We start from the raw sequence: 15,752 nt of genomic DNA on the forward strand, positions 1-15,752 counted from the left end.
CCCCCCCCCCCCATTTGAATTAACGGGTATTCACCGCAAACTAGCAATCATTTGAGTCCAACTCCAAACATAAATTCAATTCAACATAACATAGATATGGGTACTGTAATAAACCCGTATCCACCGCTACTTAACCCAAAAACAATAGACTATAAACATATCGGAGCGGAGATGGCGTGGGAACTAAACTTGCCATTGCCTAGCAACTATAAATTTGTATGGGTTTGCAATGGTGGGAGTGGCAGTGAAGCATTTATGTCATTTTTAGAACATTGCGGGGTGAATTTAGAGCCATTCTGGTATCACGCAAAAGAAAAATACATACTTGATTTTAATATGCTGGTCTCAAAACCAAACCAATATAATATCCTGTGTATTCACAACAGATATATCGAACATACAAAATACATTCATTTAACACAAAAGCGAGACTTTATATATATCGCAGGTGATGTGATAAGTAGGCTAAAATCAGGGCTAAATCATTTAGATAACGATGCAATGGCAGATATAATCACGCATGCAATGAGAAATCCAACACCAAACACACCAAAAGAGAAAATGTTTCCAGACTTAAGATATTGCTACAAAGATTCTCAAGGTTTGCCAAACACAAAGTGCTTAAACACACATATGCTTCATTCATACACTGGATTCTATGACTTTTTCTCTTATGTAAAGCCATATATTAAGAATCTATACATTCTAAGCACCAATGATTTGAATGCAGAAAATGCTTTTAAGACATTTCAAAGATTATATGAAATTTTTTGCTTACCCAAAGCACCAACAGATGAAAAACTCTTTACTCAAAGAGCAAATATGTTTCGTGGTGGGTTATATGTTTTACCAATTTCTCTAAGGATACAACTTATAGATGTTCTGGCCACAATAGAGATTATGCCATATCGATTCTCGTTAAATCTACCTTTTAAGGAGTCTAAAATCAATATTTCTCAAGAGATATTTGCCAAGGAAGTCGTTATAGATTCTATGGAGATAGTATTTATGATAAATAAAGATGAATTTGCAAAATTAATGGAAGATTATGAATCTTATGAAAAAGTAAGGCTTTATATTGCAGAATATATAGATATGCTAGAGGTAAGTGTGGAGCATAATAAAAGTCAGCTTGTGAGTGAAACCGACATTCTATTATACCTGCAAAAAACAGGCCCCCATAGAGAACAACTGCAAGAATTAATGAAAATGGAAGCAGAATATTTTAAGACTTATTGTAGAGACATTTTTTCTTCATGGAAATATTACCAGGAGTTTGAGGAGATATGCATAAAAGAGTAGTAATGGTGTGTTTGTGTATATGAGAATTATGATTGTTAATTTTTGTTGGATAAAATCAGTGTTTTATTTTTATTGCTGTGCGGTTTTATTGTTTGCATAGTTTCGAGGTTGTTGATGAGCTTAAAAAAGTCTAGAAACATAAGGGTTTTGAGACATAGGGGGATTACATTTTTTATATGCCACTATGCCAAAAAACAAATTGGTGCAATCAAAAGAGTCGGTGTAAAACGGTATATGCTGTCTTTTCTAGAGAAAAAAGTTGAAAAAAGACTAAAACGCTATAACAATAAGTTTCAGTTATTGTTGGAGATTTACCCTAAGAAATTTTTAAACAAATCTCAATATAAAACTTTCAAATTGGCATACAAGCATTTTGAAGAAAATTATAGAAATATAATTGTTATTAGTCCATTATTTTTTATGAAAAATCTCAAAAAACATATCGAGTGGCTAGAGTCTGAAATATTTAAAAGTCAATATGGTAGTATTGAGAATCTAGAAAATCTCAGCAAAAGTACAATAGGTGCGACTATGATGTCTCCACAGAAAGATTCTAGAATAGACGAATTTACCCCCCCCCCCCATTGTATTGCTGAATATCACCCTTGTTTGTCGGATCCTAATCTACAGATTACTACCCTATACAATACCCACACACAAAAGAGTATCAACACAGATGGTGATAATGCCATGAGTGTATTGCCACAACGCATACAATTATATCCACCGTTATTGCAACCAGACACCATAGACTACTCTACAATAGACTACAATCTTGCATTAGAATTGCGTTTGCCACCCAAAACACCATACAAATTTGTTTTTATTCGCTATGGTTTATCAGGTGGGGCTGCTATGTCGGACTTTTTGACGCATAGCAGTGTGAGCGAAATGGAATATAAAAAAATTTTTAAACATTATTGCAAACAACAAGATATCTGCCTATATATTAATCATCTATGGCAGAGAGAAGAAAAAGATTTACGACGAGTACTTTATGCTTTAAAAGATAATGATTGGTTTCTTATTCTCGTGCGAGACCCCATATCAAGGATAAAAACTGCAATAAATCATGGTTGGTTTAAGCATGGAAGAAATTATGACCACATTATTGAATTTGATATAAATGATGATTTTTACAAGGTTGTGGATAGCATGGGCTTTTTTAATACAGAGGGAAAACTTGTTAGCAATCACGCCTTTATACACAACGATTCTTTAAAGCATGTTATAGGATTGTGCTCTTTTGCATATTACTCAAATATTGCAGTATTACCAAAAAATGCAAATATAACCTACCTTGACATGCAAGAAATTATGCCAGAAAAGGCATTTGACACTATGACAAAACTCGCCAAAAAGTTTGATTTTTCATTACCCAAAGAGCAAAATAGGGAAGATTATGTAGATATTCGATTTGGTAATTTCTTCTACATACTACCACTTACTTTCGCAATGGAGACACAAAACAGCAAGAAAGTCAAAGTCCACATCAGTGTCCAGCATAATATAAAATCAGATTCAGTCATGATAAATCACATTCTCTTTGACACACCCCACCCATTACTAGACCAAGTCGCTTTTAGTATGAGTGAAGATGATTTAAAAGCCTTGCAAGATGACAAAGAAACATTGGATAAAGTTAAAGCCTATATGCTTAGATTCCTAGATGAACTTAAAAAGCGAACTGACTATATACAACGAAATAAAAAACATGAAAATGATGTGTTGGAAATCTTTAGAGGTGATAGGGATTTACGAAAGAAATTTAAAGCTATGCTAGATAGAGAACTTATCCATGTAAAAGCACATAGACCAGATATTGTTGCTTCGTGGAAATACTACCAAGAGTTTGAGAGAATGTGTGTAGAGGAGGGAGATATGTGAGAATAATTGCTATGAGATGATGAGAGTTTTGTTGCATTAACATATAGACTTTCATCATGGAAGAGTAGATTTTTTGTTTTATTTATGTTTTTTTTTGGAAACTAGATTTTGTTGCTTGTTATGGCTTGTGTAACAAAATATCTTTTTTGGTGCTTAAAACCTGAGAGGTTTGGTCGCAATAAATCAAAACAAGAATGGCTATTAATGTGAAATATAGACATATAAGTAAAGCAAAGAATCTAAACTCATTTTAAGATTCTTAAAATTTTGCATTCAAGCAAAGAAATCTAATAAAAAGGATAGGTATGAAACAAGGTGATTTTACGGAAGTGGCAAAGCACTATCACAATCGTCCCGCATATAGTGTGATGCTTTTAGACAAGCTTATAAAATGTGTAAATGACACTAATAAGCCTTTAGATAAGCTAAGAGTAGTAGAAGTTGGTGCTGGCACGGGCAAACTTACAAAGATTCTAGCTGATGACTTTGGCATGAATATAAGAGCGGTTGAGCCAAATGACTCCATGAGAGAAGAAGGGAAAAGCTACACAAAAGATTCTAATATTTCATGGTGCAAGGGTAGTGGTGAAAACACTGGTATAGAATCTAGTAGTGCTGATTGGGTGATTATGGCGAGTTCATTTCACTGGACTGATCCTAAAAAATCCCTGCCAGAGTTTGCTAGAATCTTAGATGATAATTATTACCATAATGTGGCTAATAACGCTGACAATGGGGGGGGGGGGCAAACCTTATCAAAATTCCTCTACACAAAACAAGGCAGCCTATTTTACAGCAATATGGAATCCGCGTCATATAGCAGAAGGCTCGATATTCCATGAGATTGAAACAGAAATTAAGAATATTGTTCCAGAGCTTACTCGTGTGAGTAGTGGGACACAAAATGTGAAAAAATGGGAAGAAATCCTTGTTTCAACAGGGCATTTCAAGGACTGCTTTTTTATGGAATGCGACTACCTAGAAGTAATGAGTAAAGAAAGGTATTTGGGTGCGTGGCATTCTGTAAATGATATTCAAGCACAAGCAGGACAAAAAAGATGGCAACAAATTCTTAGCATGATTGAATCCAAGATTGCAAATCTAGATGAGATTGCAATACCCTATAAGATTCGTGCGTGGAGTGTGCGTAAGGCATAAGTCGTTTGTTATCCTTATTTGTCTTGCTTTGTGCGTAGATAAGTAAGGATAAAAACGATGGAAAAAATAGTAGAACAAGTATGGGATTATACAAAACATGCGAAATTTTATAGTTATAGACCAAATTATGCACCAAAAAGCATTGATATGCTCACTTCTTTAGCAAAAGAGGGTAGGGCAAAGGCGAAAGTAGCAGATATTGGTGCGGGTAGTGGTAATTTGAGTATTATGCTTTTGGAGAGAGGCTTAGAGGTTGTGGCGGTTGAGCCAAATGATGCAATGCGTGAGATTGGGATAGAGAGAACGCAGGGTAAAAATATCACTTGGGTTAGGGCAACAGGTATAGATTCTACTTTACAAAGTGGCGAGTTTGATTATGTAACCTTTGGGAGTAGCTTTAATGTGATGGATAGAAATTTTGCCATGCAAGAAGCACATAGACTTTTAAAGCCAAATTGCTATTTTTCATGTATGTGGAATCATAGGGATTTGGCTGATCCTATACAAGAGAAGGCAGAAAGCGTGATTGTGAAATTTGTGCCAAACTATGATAGAGGTGTGAGACGACAGGACCAAAGAGAGATTATAGAATCTAGAAAAGATTTATTTGACAATATTATCTATCTAGAGGAAGATTTCTACTTTCATCAAAGCATAGATAACTATATCAACGCATGGAAAAGTGTGAAAAATCCTTATTGGGATTTAGAGACAAGCGAGGGCAATGCTTTGTTTGAGAATATCAGCAATGCCATGCGTGAAGCCCTGCCAAGTGAGTTTAGCATAAAATATACGACAAGGTGCTGGAGTGCTAGAAAAGTGTAGGCTTAAAGAATTAATGTAAGGAATAATATGCAAAAATTAGAGTTTCAAAGTAAGGCAAAGAATCTTTATATGCTACAAAACAGGCTAAAGAATGCAGAGATTTTACCGCTTTTAATACTCACAAAAGAGGCAGTAAAGACGAATTTAGAAGAAGCCCTAAATCTGATAGAATCTTTTTGCAAGAGTGAGGGCATACAAAGACTTATTATCCGCAGTTCTTCACTAAGCGAAGATTCTAAACATACTTCAAATGCTGGAGCATTCCTTAGTATCGCAGATATTGTAGCACATGATAAGAAAGCTATTATTGAAGCATTGCGAAAAGTAGCAGATTCTATGCCAAATAGTAACGATGAGATTCTAATCCAGCCATATTTGCAACACATTAGTTTATGTGGCGTTGGCTTTAGTGTAGATAAAGACAATTTTAGTCCATATTATTGTATAGAATGCGATAGTAGCGGCTCAAGCAGCAGCATTACTGATGGAAGCAGTAAGGAGAAAATAAGCTATTTTCAGTATAGAGATATGCCTGATTTTACCCAAGATGGCATGTCTTTAGATACAAATACTTGGGGTTTAGAATCTAAATCTTGTCATGTTGAGTGCAGCGAAACATCTAATATAAAATCTCATCAAAGCTTAAATGATAAAATAGATTCAAATAAGGATATTTCGCCTTTTTCAAAGACTCAATATGACAAGAATCTGGATTCTATAAATTTTGCACCCTTACACCCTGCACCCACCCAAGCGGCTGGGAATATAGAATCTACACCAACAGAGCACACAAACAAAACCACAAATTCTAGCAGTTGTTCTATGGCTTTGGCTGAATTAGAGGGTAGGAGTTATCTAAGCGATAATGACTATCCCTCCGATTCAGCCAATCGTTCAAATTGTATAGACAAGGGCGAATTTTTACGGAATCTAGATTCTAAAAATTACGCCCTAAACCCCGCAGCCCACCCAAATTTAGCGCAGAATCTAGAATCTAACAACAAAAGATTCAAACAAATCATCTCTCTTATGCAAGAGCTAGAATCTCTTTTGCAATATAACTTCATTGATATTGAGTTTGCTTTTGCAAAACCTTTTTCACAAGATATAAAAGAGACTTCTAATCGACTTGATTTAAAGCAAGATAGCATAAAGCAAAAAGATTCTATGCAAGAATGCACCAAAGATTCTAAAAATAAATTAAATGGTAATGAAACACTCTATCTCTTGCAAGTGCGACCTTTAGTAAAATCAAATATCAATCTCTTTAACGCATTGCCACAAGATGCCCTAACAAGACTTCAAAAAAGGTTTACAAGTTTCCTTAAAAAGACACCAAATGTGCTGGGCGATAGGGCTATTTTTGGTGTTATGCCTGATTGGAATCCAGCAGAAATCATTGGATTGCGTCCTAAGCGATTAGCCCTAAGCCTTTATAAAGAGATTGTAACAGATAATATTTGGGCATATCAAAGGGATAATTATGGCTATAAAGCCTTGCATTCACACCCGCTTATGCACTCTTTTTTGGGTATCCCCTATATTGATGTAAGGGCGTCTTTTAACTCATTTATACCAAAAGATTTAGATTCTAAAATTGCTTCAAAACTTGCCAATTACTACTTGCAAAGGCTAGATTCTAATCCACAATTCCATGATAAAGTGGAGTTTGAAATAGTCTTTTCATGTTATGATTTTAATACGCCAAATAGCCTTACAACACTTCTTAATCATGGCTTTAATAGCAATGAGATAAAAAGACTAGAGTTTGCTTTATTAGAGCTTACAAATCAAATTATTAACACAAAAAATGGCTATTACACAAAAGATTTAGAAAAAGTAGCAAAATTGCAAGATTCCTTTACTAAGATTAAAAACTCTGATTATTCCTTAATCGATAAAATCTATTGGAGTTTGCAGGAATGCAAAAGGCTTGGGACGCTGCCGTTTGCAGGTATTGCTAGGGCTGGTTTTGTAGCGGTTTTAATGCTAAATTCTTTAGTTAGCATTGGCTTTTTAAGCGAAGATGAAAAGAATGCTTTTTTACATACACTAAATACGATAAGTAAGCAACTAGCAGAAAGCAGTATGAATCTAAATGCAGAAAACAAAGCCGCATTTTTAGAGAAATTTGGACATTTGCGCGCAGGTAGTTATGATATTTTAAGTCCGCGTTATGATGAAGATTTTGAGCGATATTTTAACCTCGATAAATTGCATGAGATGCAACAACACACGCTATTTTCTCTAAGCAAAGATAGGCTAGAGAAGCTAGATAGAATCTTAAAAGAGCATGGATTAAAGATAGATTCTACTGAATTTTTCCATTTTCTAAAAATTGCGATTGAGGGAAGGGAGTATGCGAAGTTTGAGTTCAGTAAGCTTTTATCTTATACACTTGTTTTAATCGGCGAATTAGGGGAGCATTATGGCATTTCAAAAGAGGATATGGCACATCTTGATATACATGATATTTTATCACTTTATGCTAGTTTGTATTCAAAAAGCCCAAAGCAAAAGCTTTTAGATTCTATCTCTCGTCATAAGGAGGAATATAATCTTACACTAGCGATTAAATTGCCACCTTTAATCACTACAAAAGAGCAAATTTTTGCCTTTCAGACACAACAGGTCATGCCAAACTTTATTACGCAAAAGTCAATTACTGCATTAAAGGCTTTACATACAGATTCTAACTTAGAGGGTAAAATCGTTTTGATTTATGCCGCAGATCCGGGCTTTGACTATCTTTTTACAAAAAATATTGCTGGATTTATCACTTGCTATGGTGGGGCAAACTCGCACATGGCAATAAGGGCTTCAGAGCAAAACATGCCAGCAGTCATTGGCGTAGGCGAAGAGCAGTATCAAAAGTATTGCAAAGCTGAAAGGATAATGATTGATTGTCAAAGCGAACAGATTATTTGTTTATAAAACCATGCCATAAATTAAGGTAAAGCATGAAAAAAAGATATATAGCGATTTCACAGCGACTCTATAGCATGAAAGAATATAATGAAATAAGAGAATCTTTAGCAATAGATTGGGGGCAGTTTTTTGCGATACACTTGCATGATTTTCTTATGTTGCCTTTAAGTTATAAGCAAGATATTGCCCCTTATTTGCCTGATATTGCGGGGGTTATACTTAGTGGTGGGAATGATTTAAGCGTTTGTAATGAGACACCTTTGAATAAAGAAAGAGATATTTTTGAGACAAATCTTATAGATTTATGTATAAAAGATTCTATCCCTTTGCTTGGGGTCTGTCGTGGGGCACAAATGATCGCTTATTATTTTAACTCACAGATTACCCCTTGTAAAAATCATGTAGGGTTGCATGAAGTTGTGCAGGATTTAGAAACTACACAAAGATTTATAACAAACTCATTTCATAATTACGCCATTACACAGCTAGGCAAAGATCTTAGATCTTTAGCGATAAGCAGCGATACAAAAGATTACAGCATTGAATCTTTTAAGCATAAATCTCACAATATTTTTGGGATTATGTGGCATATAGAAAGAGAGAGGGGCATGGAAAATAGCGAAGTTTTTCAAAAGTGGAAAAATGCACTTTATACAAACTCTAATAATAAGGATACAAAATGAAAGCAATCATTCTAGCAGCAGGATTTGGACAAAGGCTAATGCCCCTTACACAAGATGTGCCAAAATGTATGGTGTGCTACAAGGATAGACGCATTATTGATTATGCTTTAAATGCAATGTTTGAGGCGGGTATAAAAGAAGTTTGCATTGTTGGTGGATATAAGTTTGATGTATTGCAAAAATATATAGAATCTAAAAGTTTAACAAATATAAGATTCTATAAAAATGAAAACTACGCAAACACAAATATGGTTACAACGCTCTTTTGTGCGAAGGAATTTTTACTTGAATGTGTAGAGAAAAGGCAGGATTTACTCGTATCTTACGCAGATATTGTGTATTTTAGCGATATTGTAAAAAAGCTTATGATATGTGATTATGATTTAGGTATCGTTGTAGATAAAGCATGGCGTAAGCTTTGGAGTTTAAGATTTGAAAATCCATTAAGTGATGCAGAGACTTTGAGGCTTTGTGGTGAAAAAATCATTGAATTAGGCAAAAAGCCAAAGGATTATAGCCAGATACAAGGGCAATACATTGGACTTTTTAGAATCTCGCATAGTTTTCTAGCAAAAGTTATAGAGTGTTATGAGAATCTTGATAGAAACGCAGAATATGATTCTAAAGATTTTAACAACATGTATATGACAAGCTTTTTGCAATTACTCATTGATACCTATCATAATGCTTATATGGTAGAGACTTTTGGGAATTGGTGTGAGATTGATTTTAAAAGCGATTTAGATATTGATTTTATAAGGGGTTAGCATGACAAAAAGCGGACTAATATTTATTACTGGACTTAGTGGCAGCGGGAAAAGCACATTAGCAAAGGCGCTTATACAAAAAATCGATGAAGTGTATAATACAAAGGCGATTTTTCTTGATGGTGATGTTTTGCGTGAATGTGTAGGCAATACAGATTATAGTAAAGATGGCAGGGAAAAGATGTCAATGTATTATGTCCGCACAGCAAAAATGCTAGTAGAACAAGGCTTTATCGTGGTGTTAGCTACAATATCTATGTTTGAATCTATAAGGAAGTTTAATAGAGAGAATTTTACTAACTATCTTGAAGTATATCTCAATGTTAATGTAGATATTTTGCGGTTAAGAGATAGTAAGGGCTATTATAAAGATGGTGTCGATAATATGGCGTTTATGCAAGGCTTAGTTGCCCCAACACAAAGTGATTTAGTCTTTTATGATAATTTTGATAGCAAAAAAGCAATAGATGAGATTCTAGAAAAGACACAAGGGTTTTGAGTGTAAAATTTTTGGGTAGATCGTTTGTGAGTTATTAAGTATATGTAAGCAATCTTACATTGATTTCTTGTGCAATATGAGACTAATCTACAAATTCAAGCCACCTCTCTTTATCAGATGTAAGAAAAAGATTATTCAACAGAAAATATTAAACTTTAGATTTTAAGAATATGATGATCCAATATGCTAAACACTTACCATTTCAACAAATTAAGGGCAGATATCATCTTTTACACAAATTACACTATAAAATCGTATTTAGAATGTAGAATAACGAAATAAGAAATCAATAGGATAATCCCATGTCAAACGATTTAGATTTATCAAGTTATGATTTTACATTACCAAATGATTTGATTGCAACAGAGCCTATCAAACCAAAAGAAAATGCTAAGCTTTTAATCTATCATAATGGCAAGATAACACATACGACATTTTATGAATTATTTAACTATATCCCAAAAGATTATCTCATTGTGCTAAATGATACAAGGGTTATAAATGCAAGACTTTTTGCAAATAAACTCTCCTTAGAATCTCTTCACAACGCACATGGTAAAACACAGATTCTAAGCGATCTCATACTCCCAACAAAAAGAGAAATATTCTATCATAAGCACATTTCTAATAATCTTCATTTAGTTCAAATAAAAGGTAAGGCAAAATCGCATGATATATTTACATTACAATACAATAACACAAATATATTTATACAAGTAGTAGATATAAAAGATGATGGATATAAAATAGTCTCATTTTTTACACTCAAAGATATTTTGGCATTAAAACAAAACTCACCACAAGATCACGCAAAAGAGCTATCACAAGAAAAAGTCTTTTCTATACTACAAACATGTGGCAATATCCCCTTGCCACCCTATATGAAACGAGAAGGCACAGAAAAAGATTCTAAAGATTATCAAAGTATTTTTGCTAAAAGTGAAGGTTCAGTAGCAGCACCCACTGCAAGTCTGCATTTTTCAGAATCTATGTTTGAGATTTTAAAAGAGAATTACAATCATGCGTTTGTAACTCTGCATGTTGGGGCAGGCACTTTTAAACCTGTAACTTGTGAGAATATATTAAATCATAAAATACACACAGAAACCTGCATAATCGCAAAAAAAGAAGCACAAAAGATTCTAGAATCTAAAAAGATTCTATGTGTTGGCACGACTGCTATGCGTAGTGTAGAATGGCTTATAAGAGAGAATGTAGCACAAATAAAAAGTGATATTATAGGCGAGAATGCGATCTTTCTAAATCCATTTAATCCACCTAAAAAAGTAAATGCCTTGCTTACAAATTTTCATTTACCAAAATCAAGTCTATTAATGCTTGTAAGTAGCATTATCGGCAGAAAAGAAACGCTTAGAATCTATGAAGAAGCAATAGCAAATAAATACAGATTCTATTCCTATGGTGATGGTATGCTTATTATTTAATTGTGTATAATATTTGCTTATTAGAATTTTAAGATATTTACAAAGGTTAGAATATGGCTTTTATGCGGGGCAAAGAGCTTACAAAATGGCGTATTTTTATACTCAAAAGATATATAAAGTTTAAGATATTTTTACATAATATAGACTATATTCTTGTGTTTTTTATTGCCCTTTTATTGTTTAGCTTTGCTTCATTACTACTTTTTAAGCAAAAAGGCGTTCAATATGATTATGCAGAAGAGATTCCAAAGCTTGAGATGTTTGACTTTACCCTGCATCGCTTTAATGCAGAGCATGTCGATATGATTGTAAAAGCAAGTAAGGGTATGCAATATAAAGATAAAGAAGTGTATATTGGCTTTTTTGGCAGTCGCTTTAATGATGATTTAAGCACAGAGACACTAGAGGGACAGGAAGTCTGGCATAAAGGTGATGAATATGACTTTGTAAATGGAATCAATTATACAAAAAGTCCGGACAGAAAGTTTTTTTCAGAAAAAGGTGTATATAATACGCTAACAGAAGTATTCATAGGAAAAGGGAAATTTTTCATAGAAGATACAGACATGACAACAAATGGAGAAAATATATTCTATGATAAAGAAACAGATATTATCAAAGCAAAAAATATTAAAACAACACTTATAAGATAAAGGATAGAAATGAAAAGATACTATATGATTCTATGTATTTTTGCGTTAAATCTTATGTATGCAGCAAAACCCGATGTGATTGACATTGTGGCACAGAACTTTCAAAGCGTTGGGAATGTAACGACTATTACAGGTAATGTAGATATTAAAAAAGGGAGTGATAGACTCTTTGCTGATAAAGTCATAGTCTATACGGATAAGGCAAGAAAGCCTTTAAAATATGAAGCCATAGGCAATGTAAGATTTAGCATTATCACAACAGATAAAAGAGAGTTAAAAGGTAAATCAAATAGACTTATATATCAAGTAAAGCAGAATGAATACAGGCTATATGATAATGCCTTTGTAGAAGAGATAGGTAAGCCAAATGTATTAAAAGGCGATGAGATAGTGCTATCTGGTAGTGGGGAGTATGCCAATATTGTAGGCAAAAAGAAAGCTCCAGCAAGAGTTACCTTTACGCTTGATAAAGATGATGAATAAATTTAGTAAGTGGAGATATTATGCTAAAGACTTTTCGCTCTAAAGTGCTTTTTACTCTTTTTATTTTTATTGTATGTGGGTTTGGTGGGCTTTATTTAACCATTGCAAATGGTTTTAACAAAATGGCAGCAAAAGAAGGAAAAGAAATCGCACAGATGATTGGAGATTCTGTATTTCAAACTATACGCATGGGTATGAATATCGGTGTGCGAGAAGTCATGGACGCAGGTATTGAAGAAGCAAGTAAGATTGAAGGTATAGAATCTATCTCAATATATCGGGCAAAAAGCATTGATGAAATATGGGGAGAAAGAGATTCTAAAAGCATTCCTGCTGATATAGAAAAGATATTTAGCACAAAGGAGCAATATCTTGATAGTGGCACACATAAAGGTAGCTTTACTCTTAAAAAGCCCCTTATTGCCAATGAAAGCTGCCTTGAGTGTCATGCAAATGTAAAACAAGGCGATGTGCTTGGCGTCTTAGATCTTAATATATCTTTAGGTAGTATGTATGACCAAATTGATGAAACACAGACTTACTTGCTTATCACAATGGTTGGTGCTGGAGTTTTTGCTCTTGTTGGATTATATGTCTTTTTTGAGAGAGAGTTGGTAAAACCACTTAATAATCTAAGAGATATGGCAAAGGATCTAACAGAAGGTGGGAGTGGTGATTTGACAAAACGAATCGCCATTAAAAGTCAAGATGAGGTAGGCATTACCTCAACCTATGTAAATCGCTTTATAGAAACGATACAAAATACTATATCCCTAAGCAAAGGTGTGAGTGAAGAGAATACTACAACATGCCTCATGCTTTCAGAAATCGCTGAAACTTTGTCAAAAAATGCAGATAAGCAATTTGTGCTTGTAGATAAAGTCAATATCCTTACACATGAAGTAGGCAAACAGCTAGACATTGTAGAACAAACCACAAGTCATACAATACATGATATTGATGATACAGAAGCGACTTTAGTAGAATTTACTACAAAACTTCAAGATTCTATCAATCTTATTACAGAGCTAGCTAGAAATCAAGAAAGCGTAGTAGCTCATGTCGATGACTTAACCACACATGCAAATCACATTAGAGAAGTTATATCTATCATTAATGATATTTCTGATCAAACAAATGTATTAGCATTGAATGCCGCGATTGAAGCAGCAAGAGCTGGAGAGCATGGCAGAAGCTTTGCAGTCGTAGCAGATGAGGTGAAACAACTTGCTGAACGCACGAGAAAATCACTCGGTGAGATCAGCAGTAATGTAAATCTTGTAACCCAAAGTATAAGTGATATGCAACACACAATCATTGCAGTAGCAGATTCTATGCGAACTATCACAGATACAACAGAGCCTTTAATCATACATGCAAACGATACAAAAGATAAGCTAAAAATCACAAAAGACAATTCACTAAAGCTAAAAGAGATAAATAATGCCATCGTGCAAAGCACAAGCGATCTAAATACCATGATGAATGATATGATGTCGCATAGTGAAAGCACGCAAGCAGTAGGGCATAGTATCCATGATGTCGTAAATGAAATGACACAAAAAGCACAATTGCTAGAAGATTCTATCTCAAAGTTTAAGACCTAAAAGTTAAGAGAATAACACATGATATTGCAAATACTCTATATTATAGCAATCGTTTCGGAATCTATCACAGGGGCATTAGCAGCTGGTAGGTATAAAATGGATCTCTTTGGCGTTTTGCTTATATCCTTAGTAACGGCTATTGGCGGTGGGACGATATGCGATATTTTACTCAATATGCACCCTATGACTTGGGTAAAACACCCTGAATATGTCATCATGCTATGCTTTTTTAGCATGCTTACAACTCGTATCCCATACTTTTTTGCAAACCTTAGCCGCCTTTTCTTATTGCTTGATGCAGTGGGCTTAATCGCCTTTAGCATTATCGGCGTAGATAAGGCAGCAGAGCATGGCTTTGGCTTTGTGATTTGCGTTATCGCTGGAGTTGTAACGGGCATTTCTGGTGGAATCTTACGCGATATTTTGTGTAATAAAATACCACTTGTCTTTCAAAAAGAACTTTATGCAAGCGTGTCTATTGTCGCTTGTATGCTGTATTATTGCCTTTATTTTTACACACCTATTCCTAATGATATTGCCGTTATTATTACGCTAACTTTTGGTTTTTCATTTCGTGTGATTGCTTTGCATTATGAGCTTAGCTTGCCAGTCTTTTCCTTTGATGAGACAAAATTACCACATGATAAGCAAAAAGATACAAGACAATCTTATAAAAAAGATTCTCTAGATTCTAAAGATTTTACAGAATCTAAGAATATAAAAGATTCTAAAAAAGAGTAGATAGAATTTCATTTAACTAGGCAAAGAAGCTAAAGTCTAGATTCTATAAAACTATTTTAAAATAACACTAAAATACAGAATCTATAATGAATCAATTATATTTATTCTACTTTTACGATAAATGTCCTAAAAAAAACTTGATTTTTGTTTTTTTTTTTTTGTAGAATCAGCACAGATTCTATGTAAGAATCATATTTCAAATTGAAAGGCAGCAGATGAAATCTCTTGGACTGATTAAAAAGGCTTTAGTTGGTAGTATAGCTACATTATGTATAGCAAGTATTGCGTATGGTGAAGAGCTAAAAGTATGTGAGATTAAACAGGATAAAATGAGTGGGTGTATAGAGATGATTGAGGGTGAAGAATCCTATACAAACACTCCCTATAAAAACGGAAAGATACATGGCGTTGTTGAAGATTCCATGCTATATTGTGAGGGTGCATGGATGGGAGAGTCAAAGGTGCCTTATGTCAATGGTAAAAAAGAGGGTGAAGCACAACTTTTTGTAAATACAAAACTAGTTGCTACGATAAAATACACTAATGACAAGTTTGTTGCAGGTAAATGCACAAACGGCAAGGCTTTATCAAGGAATGATGCGTCCGCTATAAGCAGCCCCAATGCATGTTCTGGTGGTTATGTGTGTCCAGCAGAGTAAGTTCCATACGCTAATCACTTTCTAACCCCCTCATTCGCTAGAAACTTGCTTCTTGTTGTTGTTTGGGGATCTGTAGGTGAAAATCTTTTCGGACTCCATGCTAAATGTTTGGCTA

12 protein-coding genes and 2 pseudogenes are annotated in these 15,752 nt (G+C 34.3%); all 14 read left to right on the forward strand.

Translation table 11 applies throughout. From position 1 onward, the window contains the following. The first annotated feature begins 96 nt into the window (after positions 1–96). Positions 97–1,302 carry a DUF2972 domain-containing protein gene (locus C6H08_RS02830; RefSeq protein WP_104686094.1) on the forward strand — a complete coding sequence of 402 codons (1,206 nt, stop codon included), beginning with the start codon at positions 97–99 and terminating at the stop codon, positions 1,300–1,302. Positions 1,303–1,659: 357 nt separating this feature from the next. Further along, positions 1,660–3,189, forward strand: a complete 1,530-nt coding sequence (locus C6H08_RS02835; RefSeq protein WP_158656792.1) for a DUF2972 domain-containing protein — start codon at positions 1,660–1,662, stop codon at positions 3,187–3,189. A gap of 305 nt (positions 3,190–3,494) precedes the next feature. Then, positions 3,495–4,347: pseudogene (locus tag C6H08_RS02840) on the forward strand (class I SAM-dependent methyltransferase). A 57-nt stretch (positions 4,348–4,404) separates the two neighbouring features. Next, positions 4,405–5,172, forward strand: a complete 768-nt coding sequence (locus C6H08_RS02845) for a class I SAM-dependent methyltransferase (protein ID WP_005217920.1) — start codon at positions 4,405–4,407, stop codon at positions 5,170–5,172. A gap of 27 nt (positions 5,173–5,199) precedes the next feature. Further along, the gene (locus tag C6H08_RS02850; protein ID WP_034580424.1) at positions 5,200–8,106 is read left to right on the forward strand and encodes a PEP-utilizing enzyme; all 2,907 of its coding nucleotides are present in this window, start codon (positions 5,200–5,202) and stop codon (positions 8,104–8,106) included. Between the two features lie 26 nt (positions 8,107–8,132). Further along, the gene (locus C6H08_RS02855; RefSeq protein WP_034562774.1) at positions 8,133–8,783 is read left to right on the forward strand and encodes a gamma-glutamyl-CDP-amidate hydrolase; all 651 of its coding nucleotides are present in this window, start codon (positions 8,133–8,135) and stop codon (positions 8,781–8,783) included. Next, a complete protein-coding gene (locus C6H08_RS02860; RefSeq protein WP_034580426.1) occupies positions 8,780–9,550 on the forward strand; it encodes a phosphocholine cytidylyltransferase family protein in 771 nt (256 codons plus the stop codon). The genes C6H08_RS02855 and C6H08_RS02860 overlap by 4 nt, the downstream gene beginning before the upstream one ends. A 1-nt stretch (position 9,551) precedes the next feature. Continuing rightward, positions 9,552–10,049: an adenylyl-sulfate kinase gene (locus C6H08_RS02865; RefSeq protein ID WP_034562778.1), complete on the forward strand. Its 498-nt coding sequence runs from the start codon at positions 9,552–9,554 to the stop codon at positions 10,047–10,049. A 302-nt stretch (positions 10,050–10,351) separates the two neighbouring features. Further along, positions 10,352–11,494 carry a tRNA preQ1(34) S-adenosylmethionine ribosyltransferase-isomerase QueA gene (gene queA, locus C6H08_RS02870; protein ID WP_034580429.1) on the forward strand — a complete coding sequence of 381 codons (1,143 nt, stop codon included), beginning with the start codon at positions 10,352–10,354 and terminating at the stop codon, positions 11,492–11,494. Positions 11,495–11,547: 53 nt separating this feature from the next. Continuing rightward, positions 11,548–12,147: a hypothetical protein gene (locus C6H08_RS02875; protein ID WP_034580432.1), complete on the forward strand. Its 600-nt coding sequence runs from the start codon at positions 11,548–11,550 to the stop codon at positions 12,145–12,147. 9 nt (positions 12,148–12,156) lie between these two features. Then, positions 12,157–12,630, forward strand: coding sequence for a lipopolysaccharide transport periplasmic protein LptA (gene lptA, locus C6H08_RS02880; protein WP_034562784.1), 474 nt, complete (start codon positions 12,157–12,159; stop codon positions 12,628–12,630). Positions 12,631–12,650: 20 nt separating this feature from the next. Further along, positions 12,651–14,237, forward strand: coding sequence for a methyl-accepting chemotaxis protein (locus C6H08_RS02885; RefSeq protein ID WP_034580434.1), 1,587 nt, complete (start codon positions 12,651–12,653; stop codon positions 14,235–14,237). A gap of 18 nt (positions 14,238–14,255) precedes the next feature. Then, positions 14,256–14,870: pseudogene (locus tag C6H08_RS02890) on the forward strand (trimeric intracellular cation channel family protein); the annotation flags it as partial. A gap of 323 nt (positions 14,871–15,193) precedes the next feature. Continuing rightward, positions 15,194–15,637, forward strand: coding sequence for a toxin-antitoxin system YwqK family antitoxin (locus C6H08_RS02895; RefSeq protein WP_034580440.1), 444 nt, complete (start codon positions 15,194–15,196; stop codon positions 15,635–15,637). The last annotated feature ends 115 nt before the right edge of the window (positions 15,638–15,752 follow it).

The sequence above is a fragment of the Helicobacter bilis genome (genome assembly GCF_900198365.1).
Lineage (GTDB): Bacteria > Campylobacterota > Campylobacteria > Campylobacterales > Helicobacteraceae > Helicobacter_A > Helicobacter_A bilis_B.

Coding starts and splice junctions, on each gene's coding strand:
- C6H08_RS02830 (WP_104686094.1), top strand. CDS start 97: ATGGGTACTGTAATAAACCCGTATCCACCGCTACTTAACCCAAAAACA.
- C6H08_RS02845 (WP_005217920.1), top strand. CDS start 4,405: ATGGAAAAAATAGTAGAACAAGTATGGGATTATACAAAACATGCGAAA.
- C6H08_RS02850 (WP_034580424.1), top strand. CDS start 5,200: ATGCAAAAATTAGAGTTTCAAAGTAAGGCAAAGAATCTTTATATGCTA.
- C6H08_RS02855 (WP_034562774.1), top strand. CDS start 8,133: ATGAAAAAAAGATATATAGCGATTTCACAGCGACTCTATAGCATGAAA.
- C6H08_RS02860 (WP_034580426.1), top strand. CDS start 8,780: ATGAAAGCAATCATTCTAGCAGCAGGATTTGGACAAAGGCTAATGCCC.
- C6H08_RS02865 (WP_034562778.1), top strand. CDS start 9,552: ATGACAAAAAGCGGACTAATATTTATTACTGGACTTAGTGGCAGCGGG.
- queA (WP_034580429.1), top strand. CDS start 10,352: ATGTCAAACGATTTAGATTTATCAAGTTATGATTTTACATTACCAAAT.
- C6H08_RS02875 (WP_034580432.1), top strand. CDS start 11,548: ATGGCTTTTATGCGGGGCAAAGAGCTTACAAAATGGCGTATTTTTATA.
- lptA (WP_034562784.1), top strand. CDS start 12,157: ATGAAAAGATACTATATGATTCTATGTATTTTTGCGTTAAATCTTATG.
- C6H08_RS02885 (WP_034580434.1), top strand. CDS start 12,651: ATGCTAAAGACTTTTCGCTCTAAAGTGCTTTTTACTCTTTTTATTTTT.
- C6H08_RS02895 (WP_034580440.1), top strand. CDS start 15,194: ATGAAATCTCTTGGACTGATTAAAAAGGCTTTAGTTGGTAGTATAGCT.